13 protein-coding genes and 2 tRNA genes are annotated in these 16,065 nt (G+C 62.3%); 7 read left to right on the top strand and 8 right to left on the bottom strand.

Annotated elements, in window-relative coordinates:
- Nucleotides 1-5: 5 nt before the first annotated feature.
- Nucleotides 6-1,829 carry a tetratricopeptide repeat protein gene (locus AC1DEK_RS08165; protein WP_478124730.1) on the bottom strand — a complete coding sequence of 608 codons (1,824 nt, stop codon included), beginning with the start codon at nucleotides 1,827-1,829 and terminating at the stop codon, nucleotides 6-8.
- Between the two features lie 90 nt (nucleotides 1,830-1,919).
- Between AC1DEK_RS08165 and mutM the strand changes: the two genes are divergently transcribed.
- From mutM to mutY, 3 genes are all read left to right on the top strand, one after another.
- On the top strand, nucleotides 1,920-2,735 hold the full coding sequence (gene mutM, locus AC1DEK_RS08160) for a bifunctional DNA-formamidopyrimidine glycosylase/DNA-(apurinic or apyrimidinic site) lyase (protein WP_478124729.1): 816 nt from the start codon (nucleotides 1,920-1,922) through the stop codon (nucleotides 2,733-2,735).
- A 73-nt stretch (nucleotides 2,736-2,808) separates the two neighbouring features.
- Nucleotides 2,809-4,770: a dynamin family protein gene (locus AC1DEK_RS08155; protein ID WP_478124728.1), complete on the top strand. Its 1,962-nt coding sequence runs from the start codon at nucleotides 2,809-2,811 to the stop codon at nucleotides 4,768-4,770.
- A gap of 25 nt (nucleotides 4,771-4,795) precedes the next feature.
- Nucleotides 4,796-5,833 (top strand): A/G-specific adenine glycosylase, encoded by a 1,038-nt coding sequence (mutY, locus tag AC1DEK_RS08150; protein ID WP_478125267.1) that lies wholly within the window; start codon nucleotides 4,796-4,798, stop codon nucleotides 5,831-5,833.
- Nucleotides 5,834-5,866: 33 nt separating this feature from the next.
- On the opposite strand, the gene rapZ is transcribed toward mutY, so the two are convergent.
- The 3 genes from rapZ to AC1DEK_RS08135 are packed head-to-tail and all read right to left on the bottom strand — an operon-like array spanning nucleotide 5,867 to nucleotide 9,319.
- On the bottom strand, nucleotides 5,867-6,742 hold the full coding sequence (gene rapZ / locus AC1DEK_RS08145) for an RNase adapter RapZ (RefSeq protein ID WP_478124727.1): 876 nt from the start codon (nucleotides 6,740-6,742) through the stop codon (nucleotides 5,867-5,869).
- Entirely contained in the window at nucleotides 6,739-8,421 is a 1,683-nt protein-coding gene (gene recN, locus AC1DEK_RS08140; RefSeq protein WP_478124726.1) for a DNA repair protein RecN, read from the bottom strand. Before recN ends, rapZ begins: the two co-directional genes overlap by 4 nt.
- Before the next feature lies 1 nt (nucleotide 8,422).
- Entirely contained in the window at nucleotides 8,423-9,319 is an 897-nt protein-coding gene (locus AC1DEK_RS08135) for an NAD kinase (protein ID WP_478124725.1), read from the bottom strand.
- Nucleotides 9,320-9,347: 28 nt separating this feature from the next.
- Between AC1DEK_RS08135 and hrcA the strand changes: the two genes are divergently transcribed.
- The 4 genes from hrcA (at nucleotide 9,348) to greB (ending at nucleotide 11,906) form a co-directional block, all read left to right on the top strand.
- Nucleotides 9,348-10,352: a heat-inducible transcriptional repressor HrcA gene (gene hrcA, locus AC1DEK_RS08130; protein WP_478124724.1), complete on the top strand. Its 1,005-nt coding sequence runs from the start codon at nucleotides 9,348-9,350 to the stop codon at nucleotides 10,350-10,352.
- Nucleotides 10,353-10,407: 55 nt separating this feature from the next.
- A tRNA-Ile gene (locus tag AC1DEK_RS08125) sits at nucleotides 10,408-10,484 on the top strand.
- A gap of 80 nt (nucleotides 10,485-10,564) precedes the next feature.
- Nucleotides 10,565-10,641 (top strand) — tRNA-Arg (locus tag AC1DEK_RS08120).
- A gap of 689 nt (nucleotides 10,642-11,330) precedes the next feature.
- The gene (greB, locus tag AC1DEK_RS08115) at nucleotides 11,331-11,906 is read left to right on the top strand and encodes a transcription elongation factor GreB (RefSeq protein ID WP_478124723.1); all 576 of its coding nucleotides are present in this window, start codon (nucleotides 11,331-11,333) and stop codon (nucleotides 11,904-11,906) included.
- Nucleotides 11,907-11,917: 11 nt separating this feature from the next.
- Here the strand turns inward: greB and AC1DEK_RS08110 are convergent, their stop codons facing one another.
- From AC1DEK_RS08110 to AC1DEK_RS08095, 4 genes are all read right to left on the bottom strand, one after another.
- The gene (locus tag AC1DEK_RS08110) at nucleotides 11,918-14,170 is read right to left on the bottom strand and encodes a RelA/SpoT family protein (RefSeq protein WP_478124722.1); all 2,253 of its coding nucleotides are present in this window, start codon (nucleotides 14,168-14,170) and stop codon (nucleotides 11,918-11,920) included.
- Between the two features lie 92 nt (nucleotides 14,171-14,262).
- Complete coding sequence (gene rpoZ, locus AC1DEK_RS08105) at nucleotides 14,263-14,466, bottom strand: DNA-directed RNA polymerase subunit omega (protein ID WP_093162973.1); 204 nt, start codon at nucleotides 14,464-14,466, stop codon at nucleotides 14,263-14,265.
- Between the two features lie 35 nt (nucleotides 14,467-14,501).
- Complete coding sequence (gene gmk, locus AC1DEK_RS08100) at nucleotides 14,502-15,122, bottom strand: guanylate kinase (RefSeq protein ID WP_478124721.1); 621 nt, start codon at nucleotides 15,120-15,122, stop codon at nucleotides 14,502-14,504.
- A gap of 11 nt (nucleotides 15,123-15,133) precedes the next feature.
- The gene (locus AC1DEK_RS08095; protein WP_478124720.1) at nucleotides 15,134-16,051 is read right to left on the bottom strand and encodes a YicC/YloC family endoribonuclease; all 918 of its coding nucleotides are present in this window, start codon (nucleotides 16,049-16,051) and stop codon (nucleotides 15,134-15,136) included.
- Nucleotides 16,052-16,065: the final 14 nt, after the last annotated feature.

Here is a 16,065-nt window from a genome sequence, read left to right as displayed (position 1 = left end):
CCGATTCAAAGTCTTACGCGCAGGCGTTTGAGCGTTTCCTGCAGCGTCTCGTTGTCAGCATCGGCCAGCGAGGCCTCTTTCCAGATGGAAAGCGCACGGTCTCGCTGCCCCGCCGCCCACAGCACCTCGCCCAGATGCGCCCCGATTTCGGGGTCGGGCCGGCGCTTGTAGGCGTCTTCCAGGATTCGTGTGGCTTCGCCCGTGTTGCCAAGCCGGAATTCGACCCAACCGAGGCTGTCTGCAATGAAAGGATCGTCAGGCGCAAGCTGGACGGCTTTCTGGATGAGTGTCCGAGCTTCTTCAAGGCGGACCTTCCGATCCGCGAACGAGTAGCCCAGCGCGTTGTAGGCGTTCTGGTTGTCGGGCTTCAGTTCGATCAAGCGACGCAGGAGGCGCTCCATCTCGTCCATACGATTCAGCTTTTCTGCAACCATCGCCTGGTCGTAGATGAGGTCGGTGTCCGAGGGCGCCGCTGCGCTGGCCTGCGCGAGCATGTCCAGTGCAGCTTGGTATTGCTTGGCATCGCGCAGCAGCTGGACTTCGGCCAGGAACTTTTGCTTCTTCTCCTCGGGCGTGCGCTCGGGCAGGCTGCGGATCAGTTCGCGGGCCTGGGGCAACTTGCCTTGCCGGGCCAGCAATGACGCGCGGCGCACTTGTGCTGCCGCCAGGTCTTCGGAGTTGTCGATGCGCGCAAGCCAACTGTCAGCGCCCGCAAAGTCCTTGCGGCGCTCGGCGAGTTGCGACATGAGGAGATAGGCTTGCGTCAGTCCGCGATCGCGTGCCTCGTCGTCTCCCTGTGTACCAACGAGCGAGATGTAGCGCTTCAGCGACGCCTCGGCCGCCGCGTCCTGGCGCGCCTGCGCCTGAAGGCTGCCGAGGAGAAGCCAAGGCTCGGGCAATTCGGGGCGTGCCACGGTGAGGGCGGCGAGTTCCGCAGTTGCGTCGGAATAGCGCCGTCCTTCGACCAGTACACGGGCATAGGCGATGCGCATTTCTGGCTGCGCCTTGGGATTTGCGAGGTAGCGCTGAACGATCGGCTCCGCAAGCGGTTGGGAGGGATCGATCAAGTCCAGCGCAAGCAGTGCCGGACCTTCCGAAGCCGGATCCATTTCCTGGCCCTTGATGGCCGCATCGAGCGCTCCTGCGGTGTCGCCCGCGGCAAGGCGCAGGCGCCCGACAGCCGCCCATGCGGCCCCACCCGTGGCGGGGCTCTTGAGGTCGTCTGCGAGGGCTTGCTCGACGACCGATGCGGCGAGTTTCTTGTCCGTGGCTCTCGCGTAGTTGCGCGCGATCACGGCCATCAGCAAAGGGCGCTCGATCTGCGGGGTTGCGGCCACTTCGGCTCGCAGCGGCTCGACCGTCTCGCTGATCCGGTTGAGCGCGATCAGGATTTGTAATTCAAGGCGCCTCGGATCGCGCGACTCGGGGATTGCTTCTTTCCAGGCGCGCGTCGCTGCAAGCGCCGCGTCCCAAGAGCGCGCCTGAGCGGCGATTTCGACGGCACGTTGGAAGAGCTTGCCGTCGCGAGCCTGCTTGGCAGCATTGAGTATCTGGGCATAGCCACCGCCGGGATCTCCGGACCGCAAGTCAAGTTCGCCGACCAGTACCTCGTAGAAAAGCTCGGCCGTCATGGCAGAGGACAGCGGCGCCGACTTGTCGGCACTGGCCGCGGCGGCGGCTGTTTGCGGCGTCTTCGCAGGCTCGATCAAGGGTGTGAGGTCGCTTGGGAGTGGAGGCTTTTGCGGTTCTGTCTGGGCCTGGGCCGCAAGCGTGGTCAGAGCAAAGAGCGCAGCCGCCGCAAGGCGGGATCGACGAAGCGGAAAGGTCATCGGACCATAATAATCCAGGCTCCTGAGCGATGGCGGGCGGGGGTTTCGATATCTGCCGATGTCCTCGCGGATCGTCCCACGCTTGCTCCCATGCCCGAACTACCTGAAGTTGAAGTCACTCGCCGCGGTTTTGCGGATCGCATTATTGGAGCCCGCATCGACGCTGTGCGCGTAGGCAAGCCGTTGCGCTGGGAGCTCGGCATCGATCCCGCCTTTCTGGTCGGGCGAACGGTAAAGGCCGTGCGCAGACGCGGGAAATACCTGCTTGTCGATCTTGACTCAGGCCTTCTTCTCATGCACCTCGGAATGTCCGGCAGCCTGCGTTTCGATGCCTCTCTGCCGCCTTCGGGCGCACATGACCACTTCGACCTCGCGACGAATCAAGGGGTCCTGCGCCTCAACGACCCGCGCCGCTTCGGTGCGGTGGTGTACGTTGACCACGAGGCTTCGCCGCTCGCGCGCAAATTGCTGGGCGGACTGGGGATGGAGCCGCTCGGTGAAGCCTTCGACTTCGATGCATTTCTGGCCGGAATGCGCCGTCGAAAGGCGCCAGTAAAGCAGGTGCTGTTGGCGGGCGAAGTGGTGGTCGGCGTCGGAAACATCTATGCCTCCGAAGCGCTGTTTGCCGCCGGAATACGCCCGACGCTTGCTGCGTCGCGGATCAGTCGGCCCCGCGCATTGCGCCTGCATGCAGCGATCCGCGAGATTCTGGCGCGAGCCGTCGAGCGCGGGGGAAGCACCCTGCGTGACTTTTCGAACACGGACGGGCAGAGTGGCTACTTTCAGTTGGAAGCCAACGTTTACGGGCGCGCGGGTGAACCTTGCCGAGTCTGTGCGTCACCAATCCGTCAGGTGCGGCAGGGGCAGCGGTCCACGTATTTCTGCCCGAACTGCCAAAAGTACTGAAGCAGCACAGGCGATTGGCCTTCAAAAGCCCTGCCGATGCTATATTTTGTAAATCCTCCTTACATTTGTCCCCTTGACTGCTTCCTTTAATCAGCAATTCGACCAGCATGGTGCGTGGCGGCGCAATTTCGCGCACCGCTTGAAGTGGCTTGCCAGTTGGCTGAACGAAAACGAACTGCTGAACCAGAGCGTTGCGGAGCGCTTGCGGGACGTCGAGTCGCAACTGCGAACCAGCAAGGTCATGGTCGCGTTTGTCGCAGAGTTCTCGCGTGGCAAATCCGAGTTGATCAACGCGATCTTCTTTGCAGGCTACGGGCGCCGCATCATGCCCGCGAGCGCCGGGCGCACCACAATGTGCCCCACGGAGCTGGGCTACGACGCCACGCATCCGGCCAGCCTGCGGTTGCTACCGATCGAAACCCGACTAGAGGCGTACTCTCTCTCGCATTGGCGGGACGAACCGGGGCGCTGGACCGAAATCGCTATCGATGTCGACAACGCAGAGCAACTGTCGCAGGCAATGAGCAAGGTCGCCGAGGTGCGCTGGGTTCCAGTGCAAGAGGCTCAGGCACTTGGCTTCTGGAGCGACGACGCGCCCGACGACAACCCGGTCCCCGATTCTGATGGCCGTGTGGAGATTCCACGCTGGCGGCATGCCTTGTTGAACATGCCGCATCCGTTGCTGGAGCAAGGGCTGGTCATCCTCGATACCCCGGGGCTCAATGCCATCGGCGCCGAACCAGAATTGACGGTGAGCCTGATCCCGCAGGCTCACGCGGTTGTGTTCATCCTCGGCGCCGATACCGGCGTGACGCGCTCGGATCTTTCGATCTGGCGCGAGCACCTGGTCACCGAGGGCGATGTGAGCGAAACCCGCATCGTAGTGCTCAACAAGATCGACACGATGTGGGACATTCTCAGCACGCCCGCCCAGGTCGACGCCCAGATCCAGAGACAGCGCAAGGGCGCGGCTGAACTGCTCGGCGTGCCGCTTTCGCAGGTACTCCCGGTTTCGGCCCAGAAGGGCTTGCAAGCAAAGATCCGCCGGGACGTGCCCCTGCTTCAGGCGAGCCGCCTTCCCGCGCTGGAAGCCGTGCTGGGTGAAGGATTGCTCGGCAAGCGAGAAACAATGCTGCGGCTGGCGGTCGATGCCGGCATCGCAGCCCTCCGCACAGAGGCAGCCCGCATCCTGCACGTGCGCCAGCGAGACCTGTCGGAACAGGCGCTCGAATTGCAGGGCCTACGCGGCAAGAATGGCTCGGTGATCCGTCACATGCGGGTGCGCATCGAACAGGAGCAAACCGAGTTCGAAGGCAGCAATACGCGCATCCTTGCCTTGCGATCCGTGCAGGGAAAGTTGCTGCGGGAGGTGTATGCAGTCCTCGGGAGCACCGCGCTCAAAGCGGACATGGGCCGCTTGTCTGCGGCCCTGAAGCGGCGCGGCATCAAGTTCAACGTGCGCAAGGTGTACGGCGAAACCTTCGACGCGCTGCGGAATAATTTGCGCGAGGTCCAGGCGACCACCGCCGAGATCCAGGCGATGCTGCATGCCACCTTCCGGCAGCTCAATGCAGAGCACGGCTTCACGCTCCAGGCTCCGCCCGAGCCGGATCTCACGGGTTTCGAGCAGCAGCTGACTCAGATCGAGCGCAGCCACACGCACTATCTCGGCGTCGGCAATCTGCTCAAGTTGTCGCAGCCCGATTTCTGCGACAAGCTGGTGCGCGCGCTGGCAAGCCGTCTTCGCGTCGTCAACGAAGCGGCCATGACCGAGGTCGAGCGCTGGAGCAAAGGCGCTGGCGCACAACTGGATGCTCAGCTGAAGGAGCGGCGCCGCACCTTCACAAAGCGGATCGAGGCCGTCGAACGCATTCAGGGAGCTGCCGGCAGCCTCGACGAGCGCTTGGCGGAGCTGGCCGCCCAAGAGAGCAATCTGGCTGAATTGCATCGCCGCTTGGGCGAGCTCACAACGTTGCTCGTGAGCCATGAGACGCCCAGCGCCGTGCCGGCGCGCAGTGAGCTCAGTGCGGTCTGAAGGCTCTCGGTCGCCGGCGCAACTCATCGCGCCCGCCTTCGCAGAAACTGTCGTCGCCTGGCAGCACACGCATGGGCGCAGTGAGCTTCCATGGCAGAACACGCAAGACCCCTATCGCGTCTGGCTCTCCGAGGTGATGCTGCAGCAGACACAGGTTTCAACCGTGCTCGGCTACTTTGCGCGTTTCCTCGAGCGCTTTCCGACTGTCGGGGCGCTCGCTGCAGCGCCTGAAGATGAAGTGATGGGGCTGTGGAGCGGACTCGGTTACTACAGCCGCGCCCGCAACATGCATCTGTGTGCAAAGGAAGTCATCGCGCGCTTTGGCGGGGAGTTTCCGAGTACGGCAGCACAATTGCAGACACTTCCTGGCATCGGCCGCTCCACGGCATCTGCAATCTCGGCTTTCTGTTTCGGGGAGCGCGTCGCCATCCTCGACGGGAACGTCAAGAGGGTGCTCACGCGAGTGCTGGGGTTTGAGGGCGACCTGTCTTCCTCGGCCCAGGAGCGCACGCTCTGGAACGAAGCGACCGAGCTGTTGCCGCCGGCCACGCAGAAGCAAGCCATCGCCCGCTATACGCAGGGATTGATGGACCTGGGCGCCACGGTTTGTCTTCCGCGCAACCCGAGTTGCATCATCTGCCCGGTGGGAGATGCGTGCGTTGCCAGACGGGAAGGTGCACCGGAGAGGTATCCGGTCAAAACGCGCAAGCTGCGGCGCAGTGCCGAGTCGCTATGGATGCTGAGTGCCCGTGACGATCAGGGGCGCGTATGGCTCCAGAAGCGTCCCGCCAGAGGGATATGGGCAGGGCTCTATTGCCTGCCCGTCTTTGATTCCCGCGAAGCGTTGATTGACAAACTCTCCGCCGCCGATCGCAAGCAGGCACGTGACGAAGCCGGGTTTGTTCATGTATTGACGCACAAGGACCTTCATTTGCATCCGGTTGCGGTCGTTTGCCGCGCACCCTCGACGCTGAGCGAAGACGGAGCATGGTTCGACGATCGCCAGTGGCCGGCGCTCGGCATGCCCGCGCCGGTGCGCAAATTGCTCTTGAACGCTGGTTGAGCCGACCGCAATCGCGCCATCGCGCAACCGCGCTCAGGATCCGTCGAGTTCCCGGTGCCGCTTGAGTGCGGCCCATTTTGAGCCGAAGCCGCGCGCCAGTTGCTCGACCAGGAAAACAGACCGATGCTGTCCGCCCGTACAGCCGATGGCTACTGTCACATAACTGCGGTGGTCCCGCGCAAGCGCGTCCAGCCATCTTCCGAGAAATTGCGCGATGTCGTCGTACATGCGCGCGACGTCGTCGTGCTCGCGCAGCCACTCGATGACTGGCGCATCGCGACCCGTCAACGGACGCAGCGCGGGCACATAGTGCGGATTGGGAAGCATGCGGACATCGAAGACGTAGTCGGCATCGAGCGGCACGCCGCGCTTGAAGGCGAATGACTCGAACACCAGAGTGAGGGCGCTCTCGGGCGCCGCGATCAGCGACTTGATGTAGCTCTGCAGTTGAGCTGGCCGAATGATGCTGGTGTCGATCACATCGGCACCATCGCGCAGGTCGGCGAGCAGTTCGCGCTCCAGGTCGATCGCTTGCGTCAGCACGCGCTGTTGCTCGGGTGCGTAGGTGTGGCCTTCCTGCCGGGACAGCGGATGGCGGCGACGGGTTTCCGAGTAGCGCCGCACCAGCGCGTCCGTCGTCGAGTCGAGGAACAGCGAGCGCAGCGAAACGCCTTCTCGCCGCAAGCCTTCGAGTTGCTGCGGGACGAGCGGCAGCGAAACGCCGCTGCGCACGTCCATGGCGATCGCCACCCGCGCTGTCTGTTGTTGCTGCTGCAATGCGACGAAAGGCGCGAGCAGTTCCGGCGGCAGGTTGTCGACGCAGTAGTAGCCGGCATCTTCGAGCGCGTGCAGGGCCACAGACTTGCCCGAGCCGGACATTCCTGTGATCAGCACGAGTTCGAGACTCATGCGGAAGTCTCCGGTGTCTTGTTGCCCAGCATCTCGCGAGCGTGCGCCAGCGAGGTCTGCGACACGCGTTCCCCGCCCAGCATGCGCGCGATTTCCTGCGCCCTGCCTTCGTTGTCCAGGACGGAGACTCCGCTTTCCGTGCGAAGACCGTCCTGGCCCTTGGCGGCCGTCTGTCGCTTCGCAACCACCAGATGGTGATCGGCACAGGCAGCGACTTGCGGCAGGTGAGTGACTGCAAGAACTTGCCGGTCACGACCCAACTGCCTCATGAGTCGCCCGACGGTTTCAGCGACCGCGCCGCCGACGCCGGCATCCACCTCGTCGAAGATGAGGGTTTGCGCCTCGCCGAGTTCACTGGTGGTCACGGCGATGGCCAACGCAATGCGCGACAACTCGCCGCCGGAGGCCACTTTGCCGATAGAGCGCGGCGTGCTGCCCGCATGCCCGCTGACCAGGAATGCGATGTCTTCGAGGCCCGACCTGCCGGGTTGCGCCAGCGGTTGAAGTGCCACTTCGAACCGGCCGCCTTTCATTCCAAGCTCTTGCATGGCCTGCGTGACCGCCTGCGCGAGCCGCGGTGCGGCCTGCTTGCGCGCCTTGCCCAAGGCCTTCGCTTCTTTCATGTACGCTTGTTGCGAAGCCAGTTCGGCACGTTCGAGCGCACCGATGTCACTTTGGGCATCGAGCGCTTCCAACTCGGACTGCCACCCGGACAGCAAGACCGGAAGCTCGGCAGGTTGCCGCCGGTAGCGCCTGGCAAGCGACATCCAGAGACCCATCCGCTCGTCCAGTTCGGCGAGCTTCTCGGGGTCCGTGTCAGCCTGCCGGAGATAGCCGTGCAGCGAGTGAGCGGCATCCGCGGCTTGCGCGACGCTCGAGGCCAGAACCTCGCCTAGAACCTTGAACTCGGGTTCGATGTGATCGCAGTTCTGCAGCAGCGTCACCGCACGGCTCAGCGCGGACAGCGCTCCGCCGTCGTCGTCTTCGAGGGCGGAGCATGCGCCCTCGGCGGCTTCAATGAGGGCCTGGGCATTGGAGATGCGCGCATGGCTCGCCGAAAGCTCTTCCCACTCGTCCGTGCCAGGGTCGAGTTTCATGACCTCGGCGACTTGCCACTGGAGCCGCTCACGCTCGCGCTGCAGGGAATCCTGCGCCGATCGCGCGGTTTCCAGTGCGGAAATGGCTTGCCGCCAGGCGTGCCATGCAGCTTCCAGTGTGGTGGTCGTGACGCCCGCATAGGCATCGAGCAGACCTCGAACCGCATCAGGACGAGTCAGGCTTTGCCACGCATGCTGACCATGGATGTCGAGCAGGTGGTCGCCGAGTTCACGCAACTGCGTGGCGGTGGCGGGACTGCCGTTGATCCAACCGCGGCTGCGCCCCTGTAGATCGACTGTCCTTCGAAGGAGCAGGGAATCGCCAGCCTCGAATCCGCCTTCGTCCATCCAGGGACTCAGCGCCGGGTCGGCGTCGAATTCTGCGCTGACGTCCAGGCGGTCGGCACCTTCGCGCACGGCACCGGCGTCTGCGCGATTGCCAAGCGCGAGTTGAAGCGCGTCGACCAGGATCGATTTGCCTGCGCCGGTTTCACCGGTGAGGACGGTAAAGCCCCTGGAGAGATCGATTTCGAGGGCGCGCACGATCACGAAGTCGCGCAATGCGATACGGCGCAATGCCATGTCAGGAACCTCCTTCGTTCCAATGCAGTTTCTTGCGCAGCGTGTCGAAGTAGCTCCAGCCTCGGGGGTGCAGGAACCGCACGCGGTAGTCCGAGCGGCGCACAAGGACCCGATCTCCGATGACCAGCGATGCGAGGGATTGCATATCGAAATTGGCACTCGCGTCCCGTCCGCCAACGAGCTCGATGGAGATTTCTTCTGCATCCGGGAGCAGGATCGGGCGGTTGGAAAGGGTGTGCGGTGCGATTGGCACAAGGATCCAGCCTGGGACAGCCGGATGCAACAAAGGCCCGCCCGCCGACAGCGCATAGGCAGTCGACCCCGTCGGCGACGCAATGATCATTCCGTCTGCCCGCTGGTTCGCCACGAAATGACGGCCGACCGTTACTCGCAATTCCACCATTCCGGATGTGGCGCCGCGATTCACGACCACGTCGTTCATGGCTTGGGCGTCGAAGACCGACACGCCCTCGCGCATTACCTGCGCGTGCATGAGGCTGCGGTGGTCCTCTTCGTATTCGCCGGCAAGCATTGGAATCAGCGTCGCCTGGTAGTTGTCCAGTGCGATGTCGGTGATGAACCCGAGGCGCCCCCGGTTGATGCCGATCAGTGGAACACCGTATGGCGCGAGCTGCCGTCCGATGCCGAGCATGGTTCCGTCGCCTCCGACCACCAGGCCGAGGTCGCACTCTTCCCCGATTTCTTCGACGGTGAGCGCCTTGTAGCGGCTCACTTCGACGATTTCCGCCTGGGACTGCTCGACAAAGACAGTGCAGCCTTGTGATTCGAGGAACGCGCCGATGCCCTCCATGACTTCGTCGAGAGCGCCGCATTGCGCCCGAGCACCAGAAGCCTGGTACTTGCCAATGAGTGCGACGTGACGAAAGCGAGGGCCCATCTACAAATTACAACATTAAAATTGCCCGATGCTGGACGATCGCGCCAAGTTGCTGCTGAAGACACTCGTCGAGCGCTATATCGCCGAGGGCCAGCCCGTCGGCTCCCGCACTCTGTCTCGCGCCTCTGGACTGGATCTTTCGCCCGCGACGATCCGCAACGTGATGTCCGACCTCGAGACCCTCGGGTTGATCGCAAGCCCACATACGTCGGCAGGCCGCATCCCCACGGCACGCGGCTATCGGCTTTTTGTCGACACCATGCTGACGGCGCAACGTGAACACCTCGCCGCGCCAAGCCTTGCCCCGGACCAGCCGCAGAAGGTCATCGCCAATGCCGCGAACTTGCTGTCGAGCCTTTCGCAATTCGTCGGGGTTGTCATGGCCCCGCGGCGCGCCTCCATCTTCAGGCAGATCGAATTTCTCCGGCTTTCCGATCGCCGATTGCTTGTGATCATCGTCTCGCCGGATGGCGACGTGCAGAACAGGGTCATCTTTCCCGAGGCCGACTATTCGCAATCGCAGCTAGTGGAGGCATCGAACTACATCAACGCCCACTATGCGGGGCTGTCGATCGAGCAGGTGCGCGACCGACTGCAGTCGGAAGTCGAGCAACTGCGCGGCGAAATCGCGGAACTGATGCAGGCGGCCGTCAAAGTGAGCTCGGAAGTCCTGACCGAGGCGCAGGACGAAGTAGTGATCTCCGGAGAGCGCAATTTACTTGCGGTCACCGATTTCTCCAGCGACATGGGCCATTTGCGTCGTGCTTTCGAACTGTTCGAGCAAAAGGCCCAGTTGATGCGTCTGCTGGACGTTTCCAGCCAGGCCGAAGGTGTGCGCATCTTCATCGGCGGCGAAAGCCAGGTCGTGCCGTTCGACGACCTCTCGATCGTGAGCGCGAACTACGAGGTCGATGGTCAAGTAGTGGGGACCTTGGGCGTCATCGGCCCGACTCGAATGCCGTACGACCGGATGATCCAGATCGTCGACATCACGTCGAAGCTCGTCACGAACGCTTTGAGCCATCGGAAGTAGCGAAGTAAAGGAAGCAGGAGTGCGCGCCTGTGTCCCACTAGAATCCGGATCGCGTGGGCCGTTAGCTCAGTTGGTTAGAGCAGCGGACTCATAATCCGTTGGTCGCTGGTTCAAGCCCAGCACGGCCTACCACCCCGTTTTTTTCTTTGCCTTGCGTGAAGCTCTGGATCGAGAAAAAGTGTCCAGTTTTGAATGCTATACTTGCAAGCTGTGCGGCTGTAGCTCAGTTGGATAGAGTACTTGGCTACGAACCAAGGGGTCGTGGGTTCAATTCCTGCCAGCCGCACCATCTCAATAAAGGGTTAGCTCGTTGACGCGAGCTAACCCTTTTTCTTTGGTGCGGCCGTATTCGCAGGTTCTTCCCGGCGCATGAAAAAGCCCGCCGAAGCGGGCGAAAGGACCTTGGAGTCCAGAGGAGAGCGTTCATTGTGAGCGTCTCCGGCCGCTTGTGTCCAGAACTACGTCACCTGATGTAAGTGGCGCTCCCGGCCGACTATGCCGTTGACACTACCGCGCTCAGGGCCGAAAGCGCCAAGCCTTTTACCCGCGGCCATAATCGTTGACGGCGAAGCCAGCGCTGCTTGGAGTGACTACCCTCTATCCATCAGATGGAGGGTCCCACGTTTCCTTCCTGGCCTTCTTTGGGGACAACAAGATGAGCTCATTGCAAATGTTCCTGCCAGTCTCCGAGCCTGCTCGCAGCGAGGCACTTTCTCGCCTGAAGCGAACACATCATTTGCCGCGCCATCTCGTCAAGGGCATTGCTCTTGGAGAGCAAGGGAAGAGATTGGTTGTTCCGGACATCTCTCGGCAAGTCGAGCAGTCCCTGCCAGTCTCGGACACCTCAGACGCGTCCGCGCCCGAGCAGCAGTCTGGCTGACCCTGCGGCCCTCTGGCAAGGGCAATTTCCAGCGACCGACGATCGCCCGGTGTGATACAACCGGCGCCCGATTTTCCTGTGGGTCGAAGGCTGGAGCAATGAGCAAGGCATTCACGAAAGAAAACGACGCCGACGACGATGAAAGCGGAGAAGGCAGCGCTCTGCCTCCGCTTCCGGCCGGCGGCAAGAACTACATCACGCCGGCTGGTTACGCGCGGCTGCGATCCGAATTGCTCGATTTGATGGACACGGAGCGTCCGAAGGTGGTCGAAGCGGTCCATTGGGCCGCGAAGAATGGAGATCGCTCGGAGAACGGCGACTACCTTTACGGCAAGAAGCGCCTGCGCGAGATCGACCGCAGGATTCGTTTTCTCACCAAACGGCTCGAGGTCGCCGAAGTCACCGATCCGTCAGTGCATCACGGCAGCGACCAGGTGTTCTTCGGTTCGACCGTGCTGTATGCGGACGAGAACGGCGACGAACGTTCGGTCACGATTCTTGGCATCGATGAAGCCGATAGCGCTCAGTCACAAGTCAGCTGGATTTCGCCGATCGCGCGCGCGCTCCTCAAAACCAGAGAGGGAGATGTCGTCAAACTCGCCACGCCGGGCGGCGTGCATGAGATCGAAGTGCTGTCGGTGAGCTATCCGCCGCCTTCGGACGGACCCCATTGAGCCGCTGAGATTCAGGGGACCGGCACCGTCCGGGTAGCGGCAAGGACTGAGGAGGTCCGCCGAACAGCGCGCAATACGACGTCGAGGTGCGTGCGGTCGCGCACCGCGATCACGAAGCGCAAATCGGTGGAGTCCTGCGGAGTCTCATCCGCCATCTCCACGTGCGTGATGTCGGCCTCGGTATCCGCGAGCGTAGCGGCGACCCGCGCCAATACGCCCTTGTCGTTGCGAACGGTAATGACCACTCCCGTTTCAAAAGCCCGGACCGGATCATCTGCCCATTCGACCGCGAAGAATCGTTCGCTGTCCTTGTAGCGCAGACGCTGGCCGACACCGCATTCCTCCGTGTGCACGACCAGGCCTTCGCCGTGCCCGAGATAGCCCACGATCGGGTCGCCCGGAATAGGGCGACAGCAAAGTGCGAAGCGCACGGATGAGTTTTCGCTGCCGTCCAGCGTGACAGCGCCTTGCGAAACGGCATCATGCGCCGCGAATCGCTCACGACTCAGCATCAGCGCATCGGGCTTTTCGCCACGTTCGGCCATCAGCGCCATCAACCGCTTTGCCACAATGCTTGCGATGCGCTTGCCCAGTCCGATGTCGGTCAGCAATTCGGCCCGCGTTCGGTTGCCGGTGAACCGCAGGAGCTTTTCCCACAGTTGTTGATGCTCGGCGTCGTCGACCGGCAGATTCCCGAGACCTTCGGCGCGCAGAGCCTGCGCCAGCAGCTTTTCGCCCAACCCTTCGGACTCTGCATGCGCGAGCGTCTTGAGATAGTGACGAATCTTGGAGCGGGCCCGCCCGGTCCGCACGAAACCCAGCCACGCAGGATTGGGCGTCGAAACGGGCGCCGTGATGATCTCCACGACGTCTCCGTTCTTGAGTTCGGTGCGAAGCGGAACCTGATCGCCGTTGATGCGCGCGGCCGAGGTGTGGTCGCCGATGTTGCTGTGAATCGCATAGGCAAAGTCCACCACGGTCGCGCCACGCGGGAGCGCCATGATCTGACTCTTCGGCGTGAAGACATAGACCGCATCAGGAAAGAGATCGACCTTGACGTGATCCCAGAATTCGGCCGCGTCGCGCGTCTCATCCTGGATGTCGAGCAGCGACTGGAGCCACTTGGCACCCAGCCGCTCGCTGGTCGGCGCCGTTGGCTCCGCGGCCTTGTAGAGCCAATGCGCCGCGACGCCCGATTCGGCGACCACGTGCATGGCTTCGGTCCGCAATTGGAATTCGACGTTCACGCCGGCTGGCCCCACCAGGGTGGTGTGGAGCGACTGATAGCCGTTGAGCTTGGCGATCGCGATGTGGTCCTTGAATTTGCCGGGCAGCGGCTTGTACATCTGGTGCAGGATGCCAAGCCCCGTGTAGCAGGAAATCACGCTGGGCACGATCAGCCGGAAACCATAAATATCGGTGACCTGGGCGAAGCTCAGGTGCTTTTCGTCCATCTTCCGGTAAATCGAATAAAGGGTTTTTTCGCGCCCTGCGATGCGTACGCTCATCGACGCGTTGGCAAAGGCTGTCTCTACTTCCTGCTGAACCTTCTGGATAAGGTCTCGACGTCGTCCTCGGGCCTTCGCGACCGCTTTGGCAAGAATGGCGTAGCGCCATGGACGCAGGTGCCGAAAGGACAAGTCCTGCAGCTCCCTGTAGGTTTGGTTGAGGCCCAACCGATGCGCGATAGGTGCGTAGATTTCGAGCGTTTCGCGCGAGATGCGCGCCCATTTTTCGCGCGGCGCGTCGTCCAGCGTACGCATGTTGTGCGTCCGGTCAGCGAGCTTGACCAGGATGACCCGCACATCCCGCGCCATGGCAAGAAGCATCTTGCGGAATGACTCCGCCTGGTTTTCTTCGCGCGTATTGAAGCGGAGTTTGTCGAGCTTGGTGAGACCGTCGACCAGCTCCGCAACAGGGGCTCCGAAGCGTTCAATCAGTTCTGACTTGGTCACCCCGCAGTCTTCGATCGCGTCATGCAGCAGAGCCGCCATCAAGGCCTGCGCGTCGAGCTTCCATTCTGCGCATTGGGCAGCGACTGCAATCGGATGCGTAATGTAGGGCTCGCCGCTGTTGCGCAGCTGGCCCAGATGCGCTTCGTCGGCGAAGCGATAGGCGCGGCGAACTTGGTCGATGTCCTCGGCGCCAAGATAGTCAAGCCGGTCGGTCAGCGCGGCGAAGCTCGCGGCGGCCGCATTCAGCGCCGCCGGACTCGGCTGGGGGCTTCGAGGAGCCTCGGATTGGGGCTTGACGACCGCACTCATAACTGCCACTTTAGCGTGGCAGCCGGGTCGACGCATTCAGGCATAAAAAAAGCACCGCATGCGGTGCTTCCTTGTTGCTTGTCTGCATCAGGTCAGCCGGGGACCTTTTTGAGCATTTCCAGACCGATCTTGCCTTCGGCGATTTCACGAAGCGCGGTCACGCCTGGTTTGTTCTTGCTTTCAATCTTCGGGGCGTGTCCCTGGCTCAGCATGCGGGCGCGGTAGGTCGCGGCCAGCACGAGTTGAAAACGATTCGGGATTTGTTGCAGGCAATCTTCGACGGTGATGCGGGCCATGAGGGTCTTTCGGCGGTGGGCTGACGGTTGGCGGATCAGGGAATGTTCAGTGCGGCAAAGGTGCTTGCACGTATGCGGCGCTGTGCAGAATAGCGAAGCCGCTGAGCGTGGACGATCGCTTTCAGATCGAAAAGTGCGCGCTCAAAAACCTCGTTAATTATAACGAAATCAAATTCGCTGGCCCTGGCCATTTCTTCTGCTGCGTTTTTCAATCGCAGCTCGATGACCGAGGCGCTGTCCTCCCCGCGCCGCTCGAGCCGGGAGCGCAGCTCCTCCCAGCTAGGGGGAAGAATGAAGATCATCACGGCGTTCGAGAATGTCTTCCGGATCTGCAGCGCTCCCTGGAAATCGATCTCGAGAATGACGTCTGCGCCTTGCGCAATACGCTCTTCGATGGCTTTTTTAGACGTGCCGTAGCGCTGGCCATGAACGTGCGCCCATTCGACGAAAGCTTCAGCGGCCACCATGGCGTCAAACTCTGAGTGGGACGCGAAAAAGTATTCCCGGCCGTGCTTTTCCTGACCCCTCGGGGGACGGGTCGTGTGTGAGACCGAAGGTTGCACAGCCGAATCGAGTTCCATCAACGCCTTGACCAGACTCGATTTGCCCGCGCCGCTCGGCGCAGCGACCACGAAGATGTTGCCGGGGTAGTCCATTCGCTGGTTCTCTATTCGATGTTCTGGACCTGCTCGCGCATTTGCTCGATGAGGACTTTCATGTCCACGCCGATGCGCGTGAGTTCGAGGGTCGCGGATTTCGAGCCCAGCGTATTGGCTTCGCGATGCAATTCCTGAATCAGAAAGTCGAGCCGCTTGCCGATTTCTCCGCCTTTCTTGACAAGGCGCTCGATCTCGTCGAGATGGGAGTTCAACCGGGTCAGTTCTTCCGCGACGTCGATGCGGATCGCGAAAGCAGTGGCCTCGGTCAATGCACGATCCTGTGCCGCATCTGGGGGCGTGGCGCCGCCGCTCAGACCCATGGCTTCCTGCCAGCGCTCGAGGAAGCGTGTGCGCTGCTGCTCCACGAGCATGGGCACCAACGGCAACGCCTGCATCGCGAGCCCGCGCAATTGCTCAAGATGATCTTGCAGCATGCGGGCGAGACGGGAGCCTTCGCGCTCCCTGGCAGACATCAGGGCCTTCAACGTCTTCTCTGTCAATGCGGTGATCTCCGGACCCCAGTCGCCCCTTATCGCGCTGTCGCCCGAGGCGAGCCGCAGTACATCCGCGACGCTGAGATCCCGAGCGCTGGGCAGCCACGACTTGATCTGGTCCTGCACGCCATTGAGGCGTTGCAGCAACTTTGCCGAGGGCTCGCCCACCCCTGCGGCTGCCGTCGATTCAATTGCAGCACGGACTTCGACCTTGCCGCGCTTGAGCTGCTTGGTAATGACCTCGCGCAGCGCCGGTTCGTGCTGGCGCAGTTCCTCGGGCAACTTGAAAGTCAGGTCGAGAAAACGGCTGTTGACGGAGCGGATCTCGACCCCGAGACGAGCTCCGGCGGGAGGGCGCGCCTCGGCTTCTGGGTGGCCGCCTGCAGGGCTGTTTTGCCCGCTGGCATAGCCGGTCATGCTGTAAACTGGCATTGCGCCTCGCTGTG

Source organism: Variovorax sp. 10N420, from assembly GCF_056394705.1.
This window is presented reverse-complemented; position numbering and strand designations above follow the sequence as displayed.

Coding starts and splice junctions, on each gene's coding strand:
- AC1DEK_RS08165 (WP_478124730.1), bottom strand. CDS start 1,829: ATGACCTTTCCGCTTCGTCGATCCCGCCTTGCGGCGGCTGCGCTCTTT.
- mutM (WP_478124729.1), top strand. CDS start 1,920: ATGCCCGAACTACCTGAAGTTGAAGTCACTCGCCGCGGTTTTGCGGAT.
- rapZ (WP_478124727.1), bottom strand. CDS start 6,742: ATGAGTCTCGAACTCGTGCTGATCACAGGAATGTCCGGCTCGGGCAAG.
- recN (WP_478124726.1), bottom strand. CDS start 8,421: ATGGCATTGCGCCGTATCGCATTGCGCGACTTCGTGATCGTGCGCGCC.
- AC1DEK_RS08135 (WP_478124725.1), bottom strand. CDS start 9,319: ATGGGCCCTCGCTTTCGTCACGTCGCACTCATTGGCAAGTACCAGGCT.
- hrcA (WP_478124724.1), top strand. CDS start 9,348: ATGCTGGACGATCGCGCCAAGTTGCTGCTGAAGACACTCGTCGAGCGC.
- greB (WP_478124723.1), top strand. CDS start 11,331: ATGAGCAAGGCATTCACGAAAGAAAACGACGCCGACGACGATGAAAGC.
- AC1DEK_RS08110 (WP_478124722.1), bottom strand. CDS start 14,170: ATGAGTGCGGTCGTCAAGCCCCAATCCGAGGCTCCTCGAAGCCCCCAG.
- rpoZ (WP_093162973.1), bottom strand. CDS start 14,466: ATGGCCCGCATCACCGTCGAAGATTGCCTGCAACAAATCCCGAATCGT.
- gmk (WP_478124721.1), bottom strand. CDS start 15,122: ATGGACTACCCCGGCAACATCTTCGTGGTCGCTGCGCCGAGCGGCGCG.
- AC1DEK_RS08095 (WP_478124720.1), bottom strand. CDS start 16,051: ATGCCAGTTTACAGCATGACCGGCTATGCCAGCGGGCAAAACAGCCCT.